Source organism: Cellulosimicrobium cellulans, from assembly GCF_016907755.1.
GTDB classification, from domain to species: Bacteria; Actinomycetota; Actinomycetes; order Actinomycetales; family Cellulomonadaceae; genus Cellulosimicrobium; species Cellulosimicrobium cellulans_D.
The window spans coordinates 1-18,657 of sequence record NZ_JAFBCN010000001.1 but is presented as its reverse complement, the minus strand read 5'-3'; the positions used below and the strand labels follow the sequence as shown (position 1 = coordinate 18,657).

The following is an 18,657-nucleotide window of genomic DNA, read 5'->3' as shown; positions in this document are numbered from 1 at the left end:
CCGGCTCGGCCGGGCTCACCCGACGAGCACCGCGTCCCGCGGGACGGCGGCCCAGCCGGTCCGGCGCGCCGTGAGGTCGGTCCAGCCCAGTCGGCCGGTGGGCGACCACGTCGTCACGTAGCGTCCCGGCCGCAGGCGGTCGTCGGTGGCCCACAGGACGGTGAGCGCCGCCTCGGCGGTCCGGTCGCCCGCGTCGGCGAGGAGCGTGAGCTCGGCGACCCGGTCCGTGAGCGCGACGGCGCGGTCGTCCGGGGTGGCGCCGGGCAGGGCGGACGCGCCCCACACGTCCCACAGCAGGAGCTCGTGCCGCTGCCGGTGCGCGAGGTCGGCGAGCACGTACCGCTGCACGAACCCGGGCCCGGTCAGCCAGGGCAGGTCGGGGCCGGCACCGTGGTCGGCGAGGTCGCGCCGCCCGGCACGGTACGCCGTCCAGGCCTCGGCCGCGGTCTCGAACGGGGACCCCTCGCCCGTCGGCAGGTCGAACGGGTCGAACGCGACGCCGGCGGGCGCGATCTCGGGGTCGGACCGGACCCACCGTGCGCCGTCGTGCCGTTCCACCACGACGTGGTCGTGGTGGAACCCGTCCGCCCCGAGGTAGTCCGCGAACCCGAGGCGCGTCCGGGCCGGGACGCCGTGCTCGCGGAGCACGGCGACGGCGAGGAGCGAGTGGTCGCGGCAGCATCCCCCGACCTGCGCGTCCGCGGGCCGCGTGGCGGCGAGCGGCGCGCCGGGTGCCCGCTCCGTCGCGGCGTCGAGGATCGACGCGACCCAGCGTCGGTCGACGTCCGCGCACTGGGCCGGGGTGGGTGCCGTCTCCCCGGCGCGGTAGTGCACGACGGCGTGGTTCACCGCCGCGTGCAGGCTCGCCGGGTCGGGCGCCACGGCCGCGAGGAGCGGGGCGTGGTGGCGCGGGTCGGAGTAGGGGCTGTGGGCGGCGTAGCGCGAGACGTCCATGCCGCGAGCCTCGGGCCCGCCCCAGGGGCAGGGTCAAGCCGCGTTCCGGTGGCGGTGCGGTCGCGCCCGCCCTACGGTCGGCGCAGCCGCTCGGCGTCGAGCGCGCGCGCCGTGCACCGACCGACGAAGGAGCCTGAGCCATGTCCGACGCGAGCACCGATACGAGCACCTCGACCGACGACGCGTTGGCCGCGGCGCTGGCCGCGGTGAGCACCCCGTCTCCGCTGGACACGCCGCTGGGGCGGTTCGAGCTGGTCGACGGCGTGCCGACCGAGGAGTCGGTCGGCCGGCTCTACGGGTCGCTGGACTTCCTGCGCGGGGTCGAGGCGTTCCTCAGCACCGTGCCCGGCGCCTCGCTCGTGGCGATGCGGCGCGGGTTCCGCAGCCTCGGGCTCCTGCGGTCGAACCAGGTCGGGTACACCGACCCGCGGGCGGACTCGGGCGGCATCTTCCTCACACCGAACACGGAGACGACGTACGGGTCGCTCTTCGTCGACCTGCGCGAGACGGGACCGCTCGTCATCGAGCCGCCGAAGCAGTCGCTGTGCGTCGTCGACGACTTCTGGTTCCGCTACGTCGCGGACATGGGCATCGCGGGGCCGGACCGTGGCGAGGGCGGGCGCTACCTGTTCCTCCCGCCCGGCTACGACGGCGACGTGCCGGACGGCTACTTCGTCTACCGGACGCCGACGTTCACCAACTGGGTCGTGCTGCGCGCGCTGGGCGGCGTGCCGGCCATGAAGGAGACGCGGATCTACCCGCTCGCCGACGCGGCGGACCCTGCGCCGACCGAGTTCGTCAACATCGCCGGGTCGCGCGTCAACACGGTGCACGCCAACGACGCCTCGTTCTTCGACGAGGTCGCCGAGATCGTCGCGGAGGAGCCGACGAGCGCGCTCGACCCGGAGCGCGCGGGCCTGCTGCGCGCCGTGGGCATCGCGCCCGGCCGCCCGTTCGCCCCGAGCCCGGAGCTGCGCGCGACGCTCGACACCGCCGCGCACGCCGGCGCGGCGATCAGCCGTGCGCTCGTGTACTCGCCCCGCGACCCGGAGGCGCGCGTCGCGCCCGGGTCGAGCTGGCTCCAGGCGTTCCTCGGCGGCTCCTACGAGTTCCTCGCCGACGGTGCGCGCCTGCTGGACGCGCGCACGCAGTTCCACTTCTTCGCGACGGTCATCACCCCCGCCATGGCGCACGCCCAGGTCGGGGCCGGTTCCGCCTACGCGTACACCGCCCACGACGCGCAGGGCCGGATCCTCGACGGGGCGCGCACGTACCGGCTCGTGCTGCCGCCGAACCCGCCCGCGAAGAACTTCTGGTCGGTGGACCTCTACGACACCCAGACCCGGTCGCTCCTCCAGACCGCGAACCCGTACCCCAGCGTCATGAGCCTCAGCGGCACGGTCGCGACGGAGCCCGACGGGAGCACCGTGCTGTGGTTCGGTCCGGAGCCGCCGGCAGGGCGCGAGTCCAACTGGGTCGGGACGGTCCCGGGCAGGTCGTGGTTCCCGATGCTGCGCCTGTACGGGCCGCTCGAGCCGTGGTTCGACCGCACGTGGCTCCCGGGGGACCTGGAGCTCGTCGAGGACTGACGGGCTAGCGCGCGGGGCCGGGCCCGACGGCGAGGGCGACGTCCGCGACGACGGCGTCCGGCTCGTCGGACCACGGGACGGCGTACACCTCGCGGGACGGTGCGTGCGGCTGCCCCGTCGCGACGCGCAGCGCGTCGAGGTACCCGACGATCTGCGGGAACCGGCAGTCGCGCGACGGCACCTCGACGTACGCCTCCGTGCGGGCCGGGTCCTCGCGGAGCACGACCGGCCCGGCCGGGACGACCGCCCCGCGGTACGGGACGCAGGCCTCGACGCGCCCGGGGACGTCGCGGCCGACGGGCGAGTGGTAGACCACCCAGTGCGCGGCCCCCGCCTCGGCGCCCGCGGCGGCGAGGTGCGCGCGGATCGTCAGCAGGTCGGCGCTGAACGTGGGGACGAGGTCGGTCTGGGTCGTGGACGAGGTGATCGTCGCGACCGTGCACGCCGGGACGTCGCGCCACCGGACCTCGGGCTCCCCGCGCCGCACGGCGAGCCGGCGCGCGAGCTCCTCGGCGGTCGCGCGCTGCTCCGCGAGCGACCGCTGCTGCTCGTCCCACCACCCGAGGAGGACGTCGCGCACGTCGCGCGGGTCGGCGTCGAGCACCTCGGGGACGCGCGCGAGCGGCACGTCGATCCGGCGCAGCAGCGCCAGGGCGCGGCCCCGCTCCACCTGCTCGGGCGCGTAGGCGCGGTACCCCGTGCGGGCGTCGACGCGGGCCGGGACGAGCAGCCCGTTCGCGTCGTAGAGCCGCAGCGCCTTGATGGACAGCCCCGACGCGCGCACCATCTCGCCGCTCGTGAGCGACGTCGTCGTCCGGCGCGCCCCCTGCTCCTCCGTCACGCGTCGAGCGTAACGACCGGTGCGGGACGCGCCACGGCGACCGCGCGCCGTCGGGCGGCACTACCCTGGCCAGATGCCTGACGACCTCACGCAGACCGCCACGCCGCCGACCCCCGCGGAGCGGGAGGAGCCGCAGGCGCCCGTCGCGCCCCGCCGCCCGGCGCCGCGCACGCACCACGGGGAGACCGTGGAGGACGACTACGAGTGGCTGCGGGACAAGGAGTCGCCCGAGGTCGTCGCCCACCTGGAGGCCGAGAACGCGTACACCGAGCAGCGGTTCGCGCACCTCGAGCCGCTGCGCGAGCGGATCTTCGAGGAGATCAAGGCGCGCACGCTCGAGACCGACCTGTCCGTGCCCGTGCGGCAGGGTGCGCACTGGTACTACGCGCGCACGGTCGAGGGCTCGCAGTACCCGATCCGGGCGCGCGCGCCGATCGACGCGAGCCTGGGCAGCGACGCGCCGTCGTCCTGGGTGCCGCCCGTGCTGGAGCCGGGCGTGCCCGTGCCGGGCGAGCAGGTGCTGCTCGACGACAACGTGGAGGCCGAGGGCCACGACTTCTTCTCGCTCGGGGCGTTCGACGTGTCCGTCGACGGGACGCGGCTCGCGTACGCGGTCGACGTCGTCGGCGACGAGCGGTACACCTTGCGGATCCGCGACCTCGACACGGGCACGGACCTCGTCGACGAGGTCCCCGGGACGTTCCCCGGCGCCGTCTTCTCCCCGGACGGGCGGTACGTCTTCTACCCGACGGTCGACGACGCGTGGCGGCCCTGGCGCGTGTGGCGCCACGAGGTGGGCACCCCGGCGACGCAGGACGTCGTCGTCTTCGAGGAGCCCGACGAGCGCTACTGGGTCGGTGTGGGCGTCTCGCGCTCGCAGCGGTTCGTGCAGATCGACGTCGGCTCGAAGATCACGTCGGAGACCTGGCTGATCGACGCCGCCGACCCGACCGCCGAGCCGCAGGTCGTGTGGCCCCGCCGAGAGGGCGTCGAGTACACGGTCGAGCACGCCGTCCTGCCGAGCACGTGGTTCCCTGCGGTCGAGCACGACGAAGATGGCGGAAAGGCCGGGGGGACGACAGCAACGTCGGGTTCGGCGGGGGAGCAGCGCGACGTGCTGCTCGTGCTGCACAACGACGGTGCGGAGAACTTCGAGCTCGTCGTGACCCGGGTGCCCGACGGCGGTGCGTCCGCCGGCGGGCCGGCCGGCCCGAGCGACGCGACCGTCGTCGTGCCGCACGATCCCGAGACCCGGCTGGAAGGGGTCGACGCCTTCGCCTCGCACCTCGTCGTCTCCTACCGGCGGGACGCGTTGTCGCGGGTCGGGGTGATCGACCTCGCGTCGGCCGAGCCGCCGCGCCCCGCCGGCCTGCCGACCCCGATCCGGACCGGGGACACGCCGGCGCCCCCGGCCGACCGCTGGCACGTGCACGAGGTGCCGTTCGACGAGCCGCTGTACACCGCCGCGCTCGCCGGGAACCCCGAGTGGGACCAGCCGAACGTGCGCCTGTCCTACGCGAGCTTCGTCACGCCGTCGACGGTCTACGACCTGCGTGTCGAGACCGACGAGCTCACGCTGCTCAAGCAGCAGCCCGTGCTCGGCGGGTACGACGCCGCGGACTACGTGCAGCGCCGCGAGTGGGCCACGGCCGAGGACGGGACGCAGGTGCCGGTCTCGCTCGTGTGGCGGCGCGACGCCGTCGGGCTCGACGCGACGGGCACGGGCGCCGAGCCCGCGCCGCTGCTGCTCTACGGCTACGGGTCGTACGAGATCAGCATCGACCCGGGCTTCTCCGTCTCGCGCCTGTCGCTGCTGGACCGCGGGGTCGTGTTCGCCGTCGCGCACGTGCGCGGCGGGGGCGAGATGGGGCGCCGCTGGTACGACGAGGGCAAGACGCTCACCAAGCGGAACACGTTCACCGACTTCGTCGCGGTCGCGCGCCACCTCGTCGACGCGGGCTGGACGACCCCGGAGCGCCTCGTCGCACAGGGCGGCTCGGCGGGCGGGCTGCTCATGGGCGCGGTGACCAACCTCGCGCCCGAGCTGTTCGCGGGCGTGCTCGCGCAGGTGCCGTTCGTCGACGCGCTCACGTCGATCCTCGACCCGTCCCTGCCGCTGACCGTCGTCGAGTGGGACGAGTGGGGCGACCCCCTGCACGACCCCGAGGTCTACCGGTACATGCGCACGTACACCCCGTACGAGAACGTGCCCGACGACGCGGCCCGCTACCCGCGGATCCTCGCCGTGACGTCGCTCCACGACACGCGCGTGCTGTACGTCGAGCCGGCCAAGTGGGTCGCGCGCCTGCGCGCCGCCGGGGCCCCCGCGCTGCTCAAGATCGAGATGCACGCCGGGCACGGCGGCGTCTCGGGCCGGTACGAGGGCTGGCGCGAGGTCGCGTACGAGGACGCGTGGGTCCTCGACGTGCTCGGGCTCGCGGGGCGGTGACGCGCTCGACGCCCGACCCGCGGACCGCGCGCGACGCGACGCCCCCGGGGACGGCGGCGCTGCTGCTGCGCCCGGTCGGCTACCTCGCGATCGGGCTGGTGTGGACGGCGATCGGGCTGTTCGTCGTCGGCCTGTACCTCGCGGTCGCGGCGTACGGGCTGTTCGAGCCGCCCGCGGACCAGGAGCCGTGGGCCGAGCTCGTGGTCTCGCCCGGCGCCGTGCTGGGCCGGCTCGCCGTCGTCGCGCCGATCGTCGTCGTGCTCGCCGGGCCGGTCGCCTGGTACCTGTCGTGCGCGATCTGGCCGCTCGCGGCGCTGTCCTTCGTGTACGCCGGGCGGGCGCTGCGGCCGTCGTACCGCGGCGACCGGCTGTCCTTCACGAGCCACGTCGCTCCCGGCACGACGCTCGGCCCGCCCGTGCCGGGGCCGGTGGCGATGTCGCTCCAGCCGCAGCGGCGCACGCGGCTCACGGACACGCTCGTGCGCTTCTACGCCTGCGGGTGGAACCTGGACTTCCGCGAGTTCTGGCCCGCGGTCCCGGTGGGGATCGCCTGGGCGCTCGCGAGCACCGGGGCGTCGACGGCGCTGCCGTCGGGCTGGCGGACCGGGCTCGTCGTGGCCGCCGTCCCGTTCGCGCTGTGGTCCGTGGTCGCGCTGCGCCGGGCCTGGACGTGGCGGTTCCACCGCGAGCGCGCCCGACTGGCGGCGCAGCGCCGCCTCGAGCGGCGCGGCGACCAGTACCGGATCGACCCGCGCGTCGTCCGCACGCGCCCGCAGTCCGCCGAGCACCGGGCCCGCGTCGAGGCGGAACGCGCCGCGGCGCGCGGCGCGCAGGACCACCTGACGAGCCTGTCGAGCGACGCCATCGGCGAGCGCCGCGAGGCGGTGCTGCGGGCGCGCCGGGCGCGCCGGGACCGCGAGGCGCGCGAGCGCTCCCAGGACGACGACCCGAAACGAGGCTGACGTAACGGGACGTGGTCAGGCGGCCTGCGGGCTGCCGCACTCCGCGCAGAAGCGCGCACCGGCGGCGTTGTCGGTACCGCACTCGCGGCATGCGGCGACCTGCGCGAGGCGCTCGCCGCACTCGCCGCAGAACCTGCCGCCGTCGACCTTGGCCGCGCACGACGGGCACTGCGTGACGACCGGCGTCCGCAGGTCCGCGCCGCCGACCAGGTCGGTCGTCCGGAGCTGCTCCTGGAGCTGGTAGCGGCGGGCCTCGGCCTGGAGCTGGGCGAGCTCCTCCGCCTGCTGGGGCGAGCAGCGCACGCACTGCCCGACGGCGTCGTTCCAGCAGACCTCGTGGCACGTCCAGTCGCCGCACCCGTGGCACTGGCGGAACGCGTCGCGCACCTCGCCGACGGCGGCGTCGAGCGCCTTGTCCTTCGCGGACGAGTTGGTCTGCCGGTCGGCGGCCCACGAGCCGGCCGCGTACGACAGGTCGGCGACCTTGCCGCCGAAGAACCGGCCCGCGGCCTGGACGAGGCTGCTGCCCTTCGCCACGAGGTCCGCCTGGTACGCCGACCGGTACCCGTTGCCGCACCGCTCGCACCGGAACTCGAACTGGTAGCCGCCCGCGTTCGACAGGTCGCGGACGTTGTCGGTGAAGGCGATGGGCGCGCTCATGGCAGGGACCTCGGCAGGCTCGGGGGTCGGCGTCCCCGCAGGCCAGGCCCGCGGGAGGGGGACGTCATGGGGGGCCCATGACCGCAGCGATGCTACCCACGGACCCTCGTCGCCCGGGCGGATCACCCGGGTGAAATCGGGCACCCGGCGGTCAGGGGCGGACGAGCCGCAGGGGCGAGCCGGCGGTGCGGACCGTGACGGTCTGGCCCCAGGCGGCGACGAGGCGGTCGTCCTCCACGCCGTCGCCGAACACGACGAGACGGTCCGACGCGACGGTGAGCGCGACGTCCGTACCGTCCTCGACGACGCCCTCCGTGAGCGTGACGCCCGTCGCCGGCGAGGGCCACGCCTCGCGCACGAACCAGCCGAGCCGGTGCTCGGTGCGCCCCGGCGCCGGGCGGCCGCCGCGGTCGTGCGCGAGCGAGGCCCACCAGCCCGTCGCGCCGGTGCCGGTCGCGACGAGCACGCCCGACGACGACTGCCGCTCCTCGCCCGCCGCGCACCGCAGCGTGTAGCGCGCGCTCTGGTGGCTCGGGTGACCGACGAACACCTCGTTGAGCGCCGTGAGGTGCTGCCCGTCGTCGAGGTCGGCGCGAACCATGGTGAGCGCGTCGACGGGCAGGACCGCCGTGGGGTCGGGAGCGCCCGCGGGGGCATCGCCCCCGAGACCGCGGAGGAGGGTCGTCGCGGCGCCGACGGAGTGCCGAACGAGCACCCCGGGGTTCACCCCGGGCTCGGGGTCCACGCCCAGCACGGGCTGCCCGCGCAGGTACTTCGCGACGTTCGCGACGAGGCCGTCCTGCCCGACGACGACCACGACGTCCTCCGGCGCGAGGAGGAACCGCGACAGGTCGGCGCGCTCGACGTCCGCGCGCGCCCAGCCCGCGGGGAGGGCGGCCACGACGGCGTCGCGCGCCGCGCCGAGCGCGTCGTGCCGCGCCTGGACCTCGGTGAGCGACCGGCCGCGCGAGCGGAGGAAGAACTCCGCCTGGCCGCGGGTCCCGTGCCGGTCCAGCAGGTCGTCGAGCTCCGTGCGGCGGTGCACGACGACGGCGCGTCGGCGCAGCACCGTCAGGCCGCCTTCCCGGTGGTCCCCGACGCCGTGCCCGACCTCGTGCCGTCCGGTCCGCCGTCGGGACCACCGAGCACGCCGCCCAGCAGCGAGCCGAGCACCCCCGTCAGGAGGTCGGGCGTGATGGTGAGGTTCTGGACGTCGGGGAGCGAGCCGGCCGCCTCGCGGACCGCGAGCGCGAGCAGCGTGCCCTGCCCGGCGCTCGCCCAGACGTCCATGCGTGCCTGCTCGGCCGCGGCCTCGGCGGCGCCGACGACGCGCACCTGCTCGGCCTGCGCGTCGGTCGCGAGCCGCGCGCGCTCGGCGGTCGCGCGGGCGTCGACGAGCGCGGCGGCGGCCTTCTCCTCGGCCTCGCGCCGGGCGTTCGCGCCGTCCTGGGCGACGAGGCGCTCGCGGCGGGTCGCGAGCTCGATCTTGCTCGCCAGCTCGTTCTCGGCGATCGCGCGCTCGCGCTCGACGGCGAGGGCCCGGCGCTCGTACGTCGCGCGGTCGGCCTCGGCCTGCACCTGCTCGCGCGCCGGCGTCTGGAGCGCGCGCTCGACGTCCTTCTCGGGCCGGACGGCGAGCACCTGGACGCCGATGACGACGATGCCCGTCGCCGTGAGGCGAGGGTCCGTGGTCAGGGCGTCGGCGAGCACGTCGCGCACGCGTGGCACGCCGGCCGTGAGCGCGTCGGCGAGGGGCATCTCGGCGAGCGCGTCGGCGGCCCGGCTCTGCGCGAGCCGCCCGACGATGCTCGTCACCTGGTCGCGTCCCGCGGTGCTCGACTCGCCGCTGCGGGGGTCGACGGCGAAGTCGAGGCGCTGCGAGACGGTCACGGGGTCGGCGAACCGGTAGGTGACCCCGGCCTGGACGGTGACGTCCTGGTGGTCGGCGGTCACGGCGTGGAAGAAGACGGGCAGCTCCTGGTCGTCGACGGGGACCTCCGAGAGGACCGACGTCGTCGGGCGGAACCAGAACGCCTGGCCGACGCCCTCGTGCGCGACGCGCCCGCGGCGCAGGTGCACGACGTGCCCGGTGGGGCTCCCGAGGAAGTGCCGCGTCCACGGGTAGGTGCGGATGGTGGCCATGGTGGTCTCCGTTCATTCTCGTCGTTCTGACGATAACGACGCTAGACCTCTTGGCCATTCTCGTCAACCTGACGCTAATGTGCGACGATGGCCGCATGACCCCGTCCGTCAGCCCGACCCCCGACGTCCCGCCGACCGCCGCGCTCCTGCCCGTCACCGTCGACGTCGTCGCGCTCACGGTCCGCGACGATGCCCTGCACGTGCTGCTCGTCGAGCGCGGCATCGAGCCGTTCCGCGGCGCGCTCGCGCTCCCGGGCGGGTTCGTGCTGCCGGACGAAGGTCTCGCTCGGGCGGCCCGGCGCGAGCTCGCGGAGGAGACCGGCGTCCGCCCGCCCGGCCATCTCGAGCAGCTCCGCACCTACGGGCCGCTCGACCGCGACCCGCGCGGGCCGGTCCTCTCGGTCGCCTACCTCCTGCTCGCGCCCGAGTTCGGCGTCGTGCACGCCGGGTCCGACGCCGGGGGAGCGGCCTGGCACCCCGTCGAGACCCTGCTCGCGGCGGCACCGGGCGGGCCGACGGCGTCGGGCGACCGGGCGCCGTCGGGCACCGGCCTCGCGTTCGACCACGCGCGGATCCTCGCCGACGGCGTCGAGCGCGCCCGCGCCAAGCTCGAGTACTCGGCGCTCGCGACGGCGTTCTGCCCGCCGGAGTTCACCGTCGCGGACCTGCGGCGCGTCTACGAGGCGGTGTGGGGCGTGCGCCTCGACCCGCGCAACTTCTCCCGCAAGGCGACGACCACCCCCGGCTTCCTCGCCGACACCGGCCGCACGACGTCGGGCGGCACCGGCCGCCCCGCGGCCCTCTACCGCGCCGCGCCGGACCCGGGATCTCTCCCCACGACCGGCCCGGCCCGGGGGGCGACCCCTGGCTCGACGGCGGACCCGGACGACGCCCCGGCGAGCGTGCCCGCCGTCCTCGACCCGCCGCTCATGCGTCCGCGACGGTGACCGCCGGGGGTACCGGGGAGAACTCCCCCTCGACAGGGGCGCGCGGCTGAGTACGCTCGCGCGCATGTCGACGTACAGCTACTGGCGCAGCGACCAGGGCAACATGCAGGCCCTCTCGGACGAGCTCGCCGCGCAGGCCTCGATGGCGAGGTCGCGGGAGGCGTCGCTCAACCGGCGGCTGCGCTCGCTCGAGGGCGACCTGTCGAGCCGCGTCGAGGTGCTCACGCGCCTCGTCAACGCGCTCATCGAGCTCGGCGAGGTGCGCGAGGAGCTCGCGCTGTTCACCCCCGCCCGGCGCGCCCGCGACGCGGCGCGCGCCCTGACGCGCGCGGTCGTGACGGGCGAGGGCGACGTGTCGCACCTGCGGCGGTCGCCCGACCTCGCCGACGTCCCCGGCTACTGGCTCGTGCCCGCGGCGCTCGCCGTCGCCGAGCTCCCCGCGGGCCGGCTCGACGCGGACGCGGCGCAGGAGGCGCTGCTGCGCGACCGCCGTCGGGCCGCGACGTACCTCGTCGCGGTGTGCACGCTCGTCGGGCAGCCCGGCCTGGTGCGCGAGTGGACGCCCTGGGTCCTCGACGCCCCCGTCCTCCCGGCGGCGGGCTGGGGCAGCGCCGACGGCGCCGCGGCGCCCGCCGCTGCTCCGATCGGGAAGGGCGAGGCGCCGGCCGAGGTCCTCGTGACGGGCGCGGAGCGCGCGCTGTGGCTCGCGGCCGCGGCGGGGAGCCTCGGGGACGACGGCGTCGCGGTCGTCCGTGCGGCGCTGGCCGACCGCGTGGCGCTGCTCGACGACGACGCACGGGCCCGCGGGCGCTCGCTGCTCCTCGAGGCCGCGCCCGCGCTCCCCGGGGGCGGGACCGACTGGGGCACGCCCGACGCCGACGCGGCGTCCGGCGGCGCCCGCCGGCGCACCGCCGCACCCGAGGCGCTGCCGCTCCTGCGCGCGTGGGCGGCGTGGTCGCGCGCCGTCGTGGGCGGTGAGATCGCCGTGCCGACGACGACGCCGGGACCGCTCGCTCTCGACGTGCCGGCCGGGGCCCCGCCCGGCGCCGAGAGCCCCGCCCGACCGGAGACCCCCGGCGAGGCGCTGCTCCGCGTCGTCGGGTCGCTCGTGAACGAGGGAGCGCCCGTGGAGCGCGATCTCCTCGAGCGCGCGGAGCTCCTCGCCGACCGCGTGGGGCGCGCGCCCGAGGACGACGGCCCGGAGTGGGACGCGTCGGCCGGGACGCTCGTCGACCTGCTCGTCGAGGACGCGCGCGGGTCCGACCCGGGCCGCGCGGCGCTCGCGGCCCCGCTCGTCGTCGACGACCTGCGGACCGCGAGCCACGCGCGCGCGTCCGAGCTCGCGGCCACCCCGGCGCCGTCGCGCGTGCTGCGCCTCGCCGGCCGGTCCGTCACCGTGACGCCGAGCGAGGACGGCGCGGCATCCGCCGCGACGGCACGGTCGGAGCTCCTCGCGCGCCCCGTCGACGGGGTGTCGTGGGGCGTCGTCGGCGGGGTCGGGGCGATCGCCGTCGCGACGCTCGTGCTCGGGATCGCGGTCGCACCGGCGTGGTTCGCGGTGACCGTCGTCGCGGGCGTCGTCGCGGCGTGGCAGTGGTTCTCGGGCGAGCAGCGTGCGCGGGACCAGCGCGCGGCCGCGCAGGCGAGCGCGGAGCGGTTCGACGCCGAGCTGGCCGAGGCGCGCACCGCGGTCGCGGCGGAGGCGGAGCGCGCGCGGACGCAGCGCGAGGCGGTCGCGACCGTCGTCGACGACCTCGACGACGCCCTCGCCGACCTGGGCGCGCCCACCCCCGCCTGAGGCCCGCCCGACGGCTCCCCACCAGGGCCGGGCCGCCCGTGCCCGCGGGCCGTCCGGCCCTGGTCGGCCGGGCCCCGTCCGGCGTTCGAACAACGGCTTCGAACGCCGGATGAACTGTCGGTGAACAGTGGCGGAAGAATCCACAGGATGGTCGAGCGCGCTCCGGGGATGACCCCACCATGGACGACGTGACCGAGACGCTCCTGCTGGTGCTCGTCGTCGTGACCGCACTGGCCTTCGACTTCACCAACGGCTTCCACGACACGGGCAACGCGATGGCTACGTCCATCGCCACCAAGGCCCTCAAGCCCAAGACCGCCGTCGCCCTCTCCGCCGTCCTCAACATGGTCGGGGCGTTCCTCTCCCTGGCCGTCGCGGCGACCATCGCGAAGGGGTTGGTGGACGCCGACGTCATCACCCTCGAGGTCGTCCTCGCGGGGCTCGTGGGCGGCATCACCTGGAACCTGCTGACCTGGCTGCTCGGCATCCCGTCGAGCTCGTCGCACGCGCTGATCGGCGGTGTCGTGGGCTCGGTGCTCGCGGCCGTCGGCACGCAGGGCGTGATCTGGAGCGGCGTCGCCGCGAAGGTGCTCATCCCCGCGCTGATCGCTCCGCTCGTCGCGGTCGGTGTCGCGAGCGTCGGCACGTGGGCCGTCGCCCGCCTCACGCGCGACGTGCCGGAGGACGTGTCGACCCGAGCGTTCCGCTGGGGGCAGGTCGGCTCGGCCTCGCTCGTCTCGCTCGCGCACGGCACCAACGACGCGCAGAAGTCGATGGGCATCATCCTGCTCGCGCTCATCGCGGCGGGCGCCGTCCCGGCCGACTCGAGCGTGCCGTTCTGGGTGATCCTCGCCTGCGCGTCCTTCATGGCGCTCGGCACGTACCTGGGCGGCTGGCGCATCATCCGCACGCTCGGCAAGGGCCTCGTCGAGATCGACACCCGTCAGGGCATGGCCGCCGAGACGTCGTCCGCGGCCGTCATCCTCATGTCCGGCCTGTTCGGCTACTCGCTCTCGACGACGCACGTCGCGACCGGCTCGATCCTCGGCTCGGGCGTCGGCATGCCGGGCGCCAAGGTCCGCTGGGGCGTCGCGGGCCGCATGCTCGCCGCGTGGGGGCTGACGCTCCCGGCCGCCGGACTCGTCGGCGCGGCCTGCTACGGCATCCAGCACGGGATCGGCGGCGCGGCCGGCACGGTCGTCGTGTTCGCGATCCTCGTCGCGACGTCCGTCGCCATCTGGGTCGCGTCGCGCCGCAAGCCCGTGGACCACAACAACGTCAACGACGCCTGGGAGGAGGGCGCGGTGGACGCCGGGCTCGAGACCGAGGTCGTCGAGGCGCGGGAGGCCGCGCTCGAGCGCCGCCTCGACGCGGCCGACCCGTTCACCGACGCCGAGCCGCCGGCCGCGGCTCCGGCCACGCCCCTGACCGCACCCGCCTCGCGCCAGCGCGCGAGCGTCTGACCGGCAGCCCGGAGGAGAGAACCGTGTTCGTCGAGATCGACTCGCTGCTCAAGGTCGTCGTCGCCGGCCTCGTCGTCGGCGCGGGCCTGCCCGCCCTCTTCGCGCTCGGGGTCCGGCTCGCCGCCGGTCGGGCCGTGCCCGTGGAGGTCGGCACCCCCGACGGCCGCTTCACGTCCGACGGCCGGACCGTGCGCGTCGAGCGCGCCACCCGGGGCCGCCAGGTGGGCGCGCTCGTGTGCTTCGCCGTCGTCGTCGTCGCGATCGCGGTCGGCATCGCCTTCGTCGCGAGCGGCGGCCACTGACCCGGGCTCCCAGCCCCCGCTGAGTGCATGAAATAGTCGCGGTCGGATCGATTCGGCCGCGACTATTTCATGCACTCAGCGTCATGCACCGCGTCGGGAGGTCAGGCGGAGTCGCGCACCACGAGGCTCGGGTCGAACAGGACGGAGCGGGCCTCGGTCTCCGGGGCGTCGATGGCCGCGAGCAGGAGGCGCGCCATCTCGGCCGCCATCTCCTCGACAGGCTGACGCACCGTCGTGAGCGGCGGGTGCGCCTGGTGCGCGACCGTGGAGTCGTCGAAACCGACGACCGCGACGTCCTCCGGGACGCGTCGCCCGGCCGCCTGCAGGACCGTCGACGCGCCGTCGGCCATGAGGTCGCTCGCGCCGAACACGCCGTCGACGTCGGGGCGCGCCACGAGGACCTCGCGGGCCGCGGCCTCGCCGCCCGCCCGCGTGAAGTCGCCCTCCACGACGAGCGGCTCGGGGAGCCCCGCGGCCCGCACCGCGTCGAGGAAGCCCTCGAGCCGAGCACGCGCGAAGGGGACGTCGGACGGCCCGGCGACGGTCGCCAGGCGCGTCCGGCCGCGGGACACGAGGTGCTCCGCCGCGAGCCGGCCGCCCGCTGCTTGGTCGAGGTCGACCCAGCTCACGCCCGCGGACTCGTCCGCGCCGTCGAGGTGCGTCGAGAGCACGACGGGCACGGACAGCGCGGCGAACCGCGCCGGGAGCGGGTCGCCGGAGCTCGACGTGATGAGCAGGACGCCGTCGACGTGGCCCTGGCGCACGTAGCGCACGACCTGGTCGTGCGCGGGCGGGTCGGCGGGCAGGATCGCGAGGTGGATGTCGCGCGGGCGGAGCACCTGCTGCGCGCCGGCCGTGACGCGGCCGATGTAGGGGTCCGTGAACAGGCGCTCCAGGAAGGGGCTGGTGTGCCGCCGCTCCGTCGGCTCGGAGACGACGAGCGCGACCGAGCCGGTGCGCCGCGTCACGAGGGTGCGCGCGGCGAGGTTGGGGACGTAGCCCGTCTCGTCGATCGCCTTCTCGACGACCTCGACGATCGCCGGGTCGACCGTCGGCACGCCGTTGATGACGCGGGACACGGTGGCTCGGGAGACGCCGGCGACGGCCGCGACGGCCTCGAGCGTCGGGCGGGGGGCGGAGCGACGGGCAGCCATGGCGTCAGTTATACCGCCCGCCCGGGCGTGCGCGGCCGACCATCCCCGGGGCCGTCCCCGGGGCGGGCTCGGTCCGGGGGCGTGGGCGGTGCCCGACGGCGCAGGAGCAGCACCGCGCCGTCGGGCACCGGGGTGCGGGCGCTGGAGGGACGCCCGCCGTGGACCGGTCACGGGGAGAGGCGGGGCCTCACCACGGGAACGGGCCGGCGGCCCGCAGGGGCCGCCGGGTGCGGGCGCTCACCGGTACACCCGCACGTAGTCCACGAGCATGCGGGACGGGAACGGCGTGCTCGCGTCGGGAGCGCCCGGCCAGTCCCCGCCGACCGCGAGGTTGAGGATCAGGTAGAACTCGTGGTCGTAGACCCACGGCCCGCGCGTCGACTCGACGGTCTCCTTCGACGCGTAGAACGTGTCGCGGCCGTCGAGCGAGAACTGGATGCCCTCGCTGTCCCACTCCGCGGCCCACACGTGGAAGTCGTCCGCGAACCGCGCGTTGCCCGGCAGCGTCGCCGGGCCGCCGTGGCCGCCGGCACCCCAGTACGCGGGCGCGTGCAGCGTCGAGTGCGTGATCGTGGGCTCGAACCCGACGTTCTCCATGATGTCGATCTCGCCGTTGTACGGCCACGGGCGACCCTCGAGGAAGTCGGAGCCCATCATCCAGAACGCCGGCCACAGGCCCTGGCCCGCGGGGATCTTGATCCGGGCCTCGAAACGGCCGTACTGGGTGTTGAGCGCCGTCGACGTGTTCATGCGGTGCGACGTGTACTCGCGGCCCTCGACGTTCTCGCGGCGCGCCTCGAGGACGAAGTGGCCCTGGCCGTCGTGGAAGCCGTTGCCCGACGCCGTGTAGACCTGGTGCTCGGCGTTCTGCGGCATCCCGGGGTCGACGTGCCACTTCGCGGCGTCGGCGGGCGTGCCGGCCGGGGCGTCGAACTCGTCGGACCAGACGAGGTCGAGGTCGTCGAAGTCGGGGTCCGCGGGCTGCGCGGGCGGGGCCGTGGGCGCGCCGCCGGTGCCGTACACCTGGAACTCCCACAGCGAGTAGCCGTACGCGCTGCTGCGGTCGTTCATGTGCACGCGCACGTGCCGGCCGTCGGCGTCGAGCGGGATCGTCTCCTTGAACCCGCTCCCCGTCGTGGTGGAGAACACCGAGCGCCAGGACGACCCGTCGTCCGACACCTCGATCGAGTAGCCCGTCGCGAACGCCGGGTCCCACTGGAGGACGACCCGGCTGACGTGCGCGGGTGCGCCGAGGTCGACGGCGATCCAGCCCTCGTCGACCCAGCCCGTGTCCGGGGACGTGGCCCAGCGCGACGCCGGGTCGAGGTCGAACGCCTTGTCCGGGGTGCAGTCCCAGCAGTTCGGGTCGAGCGTCTGGGAGCTCGACGCGCTGCCCTGCTTGCCGTAGGAGAGCAGGCCCGCGGTGCCGGGCTCGGGGTCTCCGGGACCGCCCGGCCCGCCCGTGCCGTCCTCGTCGCCGAACACCTGGAGCTCCCAGAGGGACACGCCCCAGACGGTCGCGCGCTGCGTCGCGGTGAGGCGCACGTAGCGTGCGGCGACGTCGAGCGGCAGCGTCTCGTCGCCGCCCTGGCCGTTCGTGGTCGAGTACGCGGTCGCCCACGCGGCACCGTCGGTCGAGACCTCGACGCGGTAGCCGGACGCGTACGCCGTCTCCCAGTCGAGCTCGACGCGGTCGAGGTCGTGGACCGCGCCGAGGTCGACCTGGATCCAGGCGCCGTCGGCGTGCGCGCTGGACCAGCGCGTGCCGCGGTCGCCGTCGACGGCGGCGGACGCGGTGCTCCAGTCGAACTCGGTGGCCGACGAGGTCGCGGTGCGGCCCTGCGAGAGCGGGTCGCCGGGCGCGGCGGTCGCGGGCGCCTGGGTGAGCGCGCCGAGGGCGAGGAGCCCGACGGCGGTCGTGGCGGCCGCGAGGGCGCGGCCGCGGGACCGTGGCGAGGGCCTTCGGGAGGTGCTGCTGGAGGTGCTGCGGGTGCCGCGGGGCGCGGTGCGCATGGACGTGCTCCTTCGGACGTCGGACGGGTCACGAGCTGCTCGGAGAGTCGGGCGAGCCGCTGTGCTCGCGCTGATAGAGCGCTCTCTCACACCCTGGACCACGGGGTCCGGGCCGGTCAAGTGGGCGAATGGGTTTTTCTTACTTACCGGTCAGCCAGTATTGACATCGGGGTCGTCGCCCCGCGATCCTTGGGGACGGCGGACGAGACCGTGACCCGGGACCTCGCCATCGTCACGACATGGTTGGAGCAGGGCCAAGGGGGGCTCGTGTCGTACCCATGGATCGTCGCATGCCTGGTGACGGCCGGCGTCTTCGCCGCCTCCGTCCACGGCGCGGTCCGCTCGCCGGAGAACCGTAGCGAGTTCGTCGGGTCCGTCGTCGCGCTGGCGCGACGGCCGCGCCCCGTCGCCCGCCGCCTGGCCGTCGTGGTCGTCGTCGCGGAGAGCGCCGTCGTGCTCGGGACCGGCGCGGCCCTGCTGCTGGCGTCCGCAGGAGGAGCCGCGAGGGCGCCCGCCGGAGCGCTCGCGGCCGCCGCCGGGACGGGCGGCGCAACGCTGCTCCTCGTGCTCGCCGCCGCACTGCGCCGGGCGCTGCGCGAGCAGCCCGGGGCGCGGTGCCACTGCTTCGGTGCCGGCGACGAGGTCGCCGCGCGGCACGTCGTCCGCAACCTCGTGCTCGCCGCCGTCGCGCTCGTGCCGGTCGTCGACCTCCTCCTCCCCGCGCCGGACCCGCCCCGTCCTGCCGGGGCCCTCCTCTGCGCGGTCGTCGCGACCGTCGCCGTGGAGGCCGTGCGACGTCTCGACGACGTGGCCGGCCTCCTCGCCCCGCCCCGCGCCTGACCGCCCCCACCGCGTCCTGCCCCGCCCCACCCCCGCCCCGAGAGGCTCCGCCGTGCCCGTGCTCACCGCTGCCGTGGTCGTCCTGACCGTCCTCGTCCTGCTCAACCTCGCCCTCACGGGCGCCGTGATCCGCCGGCTCCGTGCCGATGCCGGACCGAGCGCGGACGGGAGCCCGCGCCCGCTCGTCGACCTCGCCGTCGGCGCCTCCGTCCCGGCGTTCGACGCGACCGGGACCGAGGGCGAGACCCTCACCACCGCGGACCTCGACGGCGGGCGCACGCTCCTCGCGTTCTCGTCGACGACCTGCGCCGCGTGCGTCGAGCACGCCCCCGCGCTCGCCGCGGCGGCGGACGGGCTCGCCGCCGCGGGGGTCGCGGTCGTCCCGGTCCTGCTCGGCGACGCCGACCCGCAGGGCCTCGCGCCCGTCCTCGGCGCGGCGGGCCCGCTGGTCCGCGAGCCGCACGGCGGACCGGTGAGCGCGGCGTTCGGTGTGCGGGGCACGCCGTCGTACGTCCTCGTCGGTCCCGACGCGCGGGTGCTCGC

16 protein-coding genes are annotated in these 18,657 nt (G+C 75.9%); 9 read left to right on the top strand and 7 right to left on the bottom strand.

Annotation, left to right across the window (positions count from 1 at the left end; all coding sequences use genetic code 11):
- Positions 1-15 precede the first annotated feature (15 nt).
- Entirely contained in the window at positions 16-954 is a 939-nt protein-coding gene (locus JOE63_RS00080) for a transglutaminase-like domain-containing protein (RefSeq protein WP_204538064.1), read from the bottom strand.
- A 140-nt stretch (positions 955-1,094) separates the two neighbouring features.
- Between JOE63_RS00080 and JOE63_RS00075 the strand changes: the two genes are divergently transcribed.
- The gene (locus JOE63_RS00075) at positions 1,095-2,543 is read left to right on the top strand and encodes a DUF1254 domain-containing protein (RefSeq protein WP_087470211.1); all 1,449 of its coding nucleotides are present in this window, start codon (positions 1,095-1,097) and stop codon (positions 2,541-2,543) included.
- Positions 2,544-2,547: 4 nt separating this feature from the next.
- On the opposite strand, the gene JOE63_RS00070 is transcribed toward JOE63_RS00075, so the two are convergent.
- Positions 2,548-3,384, bottom strand: a complete 837-nt coding sequence (locus tag JOE63_RS00070; protein ID WP_307839867.1) for a MerR family transcriptional regulator — start codon at positions 3,382-3,384, stop codon at positions 2,548-2,550.
- Between the two features lie 73 nt (positions 3,385-3,457).
- Here JOE63_RS00070 and JOE63_RS00065 point away from each other — a divergent pair, with 73 nt between their 5' ends.
- Positions 3,458-5,833 (top strand): S9 family peptidase, encoded by a 2,376-nt coding sequence (locus JOE63_RS00065; protein ID WP_204538061.1) that lies wholly within the window; start codon positions 3,458-3,460, stop codon positions 5,831-5,833.
- Positions 5,830-6,795, top strand: a complete 966-nt coding sequence (locus JOE63_RS00060) for a hypothetical protein (RefSeq protein WP_204538058.1) — start codon at positions 5,830-5,832, stop codon at positions 6,793-6,795. The genes JOE63_RS00065 and JOE63_RS00060 overlap by 4 nt, the downstream gene beginning before the upstream one ends.
- Positions 6,796-6,810: 15 nt before the next feature.
- Here JOE63_RS00060 and JOE63_RS00055 read toward each other — a convergent pair whose 3' ends face one another.
- The 3 genes from JOE63_RS00055 to JOE63_RS00045 all read right to left on the bottom strand — a co-directional run bounded on the left by JOE63_RS00055 (position 6,811) and on the right by JOE63_RS00045 (position 9,597).
- Complete coding sequence (locus JOE63_RS00055) at positions 6,811-7,455, bottom strand: zinc ribbon domain-containing protein (RefSeq protein WP_204538055.1); 645 nt, start codon at positions 7,453-7,455, stop codon at positions 6,811-6,813.
- Between the two features lie 151 nt (positions 7,456-7,606).
- Positions 7,607-8,524, bottom strand: a complete 918-nt coding sequence (locus tag JOE63_RS00050; RefSeq protein ID WP_204538052.1) for a hypothetical protein — start codon at positions 8,522-8,524, stop codon at positions 7,607-7,609.
- A gap of 2 nt (positions 8,525-8,526) precedes the next feature.
- Positions 8,527-9,597 (bottom strand): SPFH domain-containing protein, encoded by a 1,071-nt coding sequence (locus JOE63_RS00045; RefSeq protein ID WP_204538049.1) that lies wholly within the window; start codon positions 9,595-9,597, stop codon positions 8,527-8,529.
- Between the two features lie 95 nt (positions 9,598-9,692).
- Between JOE63_RS00045 and JOE63_RS00040 the strand changes: the two genes are divergently transcribed.
- The 4 genes from JOE63_RS00040 (at position 9,693) to JOE63_RS00025 (ending at position 14,107) form a co-directional block, all read left to right on the top strand.
- Positions 9,693-10,544 carry an NUDIX hydrolase gene (locus JOE63_RS00040; RefSeq protein ID WP_204538046.1) on the top strand — a complete coding sequence of 284 codons (852 nt, stop codon included), beginning with the start codon at positions 9,693-9,695 and terminating at the stop codon, positions 10,542-10,544.
- A gap of 64 nt (positions 10,545-10,608) precedes the next feature.
- On the top strand, positions 10,609-12,342 hold the full coding sequence (locus tag JOE63_RS00035) for a hypothetical protein (RefSeq protein ID WP_204538043.1): 1,734 nt from the start codon (positions 10,609-10,611) through the stop codon (positions 12,340-12,342).
- 179 nt (positions 12,343-12,521) lie between these two features.
- A complete protein-coding gene (locus JOE63_RS00030) occupies positions 12,522-13,805 on the top strand; it encodes an inorganic phosphate transporter (RefSeq protein WP_087470203.1) in 1,284 nt (427 codons plus the stop codon).
- Positions 13,806-13,828: 23 nt separating this feature from the next.
- The gene (locus JOE63_RS00025) at positions 13,829-14,107 is read left to right on the top strand and encodes a hypothetical protein (RefSeq protein WP_087470202.1); all 279 of its coding nucleotides are present in this window, start codon (positions 13,829-13,831) and stop codon (positions 14,105-14,107) included.
- Between the two features lie 101 nt (positions 14,108-14,208).
- Here the strand turns inward: JOE63_RS00025 and JOE63_RS00020 are convergent, their stop codons facing one another.
- Both JOE63_RS00020 and JOE63_RS00015 read right to left on the bottom strand, forming a co-directional pair.
- Positions 14,209-15,261, bottom strand: coding sequence for a LacI family DNA-binding transcriptional regulator (locus tag JOE63_RS00020; protein WP_087470201.1), 1,053 nt, complete (start codon positions 15,259-15,261; stop codon positions 14,209-14,211).
- Between the two features lie 237 nt (positions 15,262-15,498).
- Positions 15,499-17,274 (bottom strand): discoidin domain-containing protein, encoded by a 1,776-nt coding sequence (locus tag JOE63_RS00015; protein ID WP_087470200.1) that lies wholly within the window; start codon positions 17,272-17,274, stop codon positions 15,499-15,501.
- A gap of 267 nt (positions 17,275-17,541) precedes the next feature.
- On the opposite strand from JOE63_RS00015, the gene JOE63_RS00010 reads away from it, so the two are divergent.
- Entirely contained in the window at positions 17,542-18,114 is a 573-nt protein-coding gene (locus JOE63_RS00010) for a MauE/DoxX family redox-associated membrane protein (protein WP_204538040.1), read from the top strand.
- Between the two features lie 52 nt (positions 18,115-18,166).
- The coding region (locus JOE63_RS00005; RefSeq protein ID WP_204538037.1) for a redoxin domain-containing protein at positions 18,167-18,657 on the top strand (491 nt) is incomplete at its 3' end.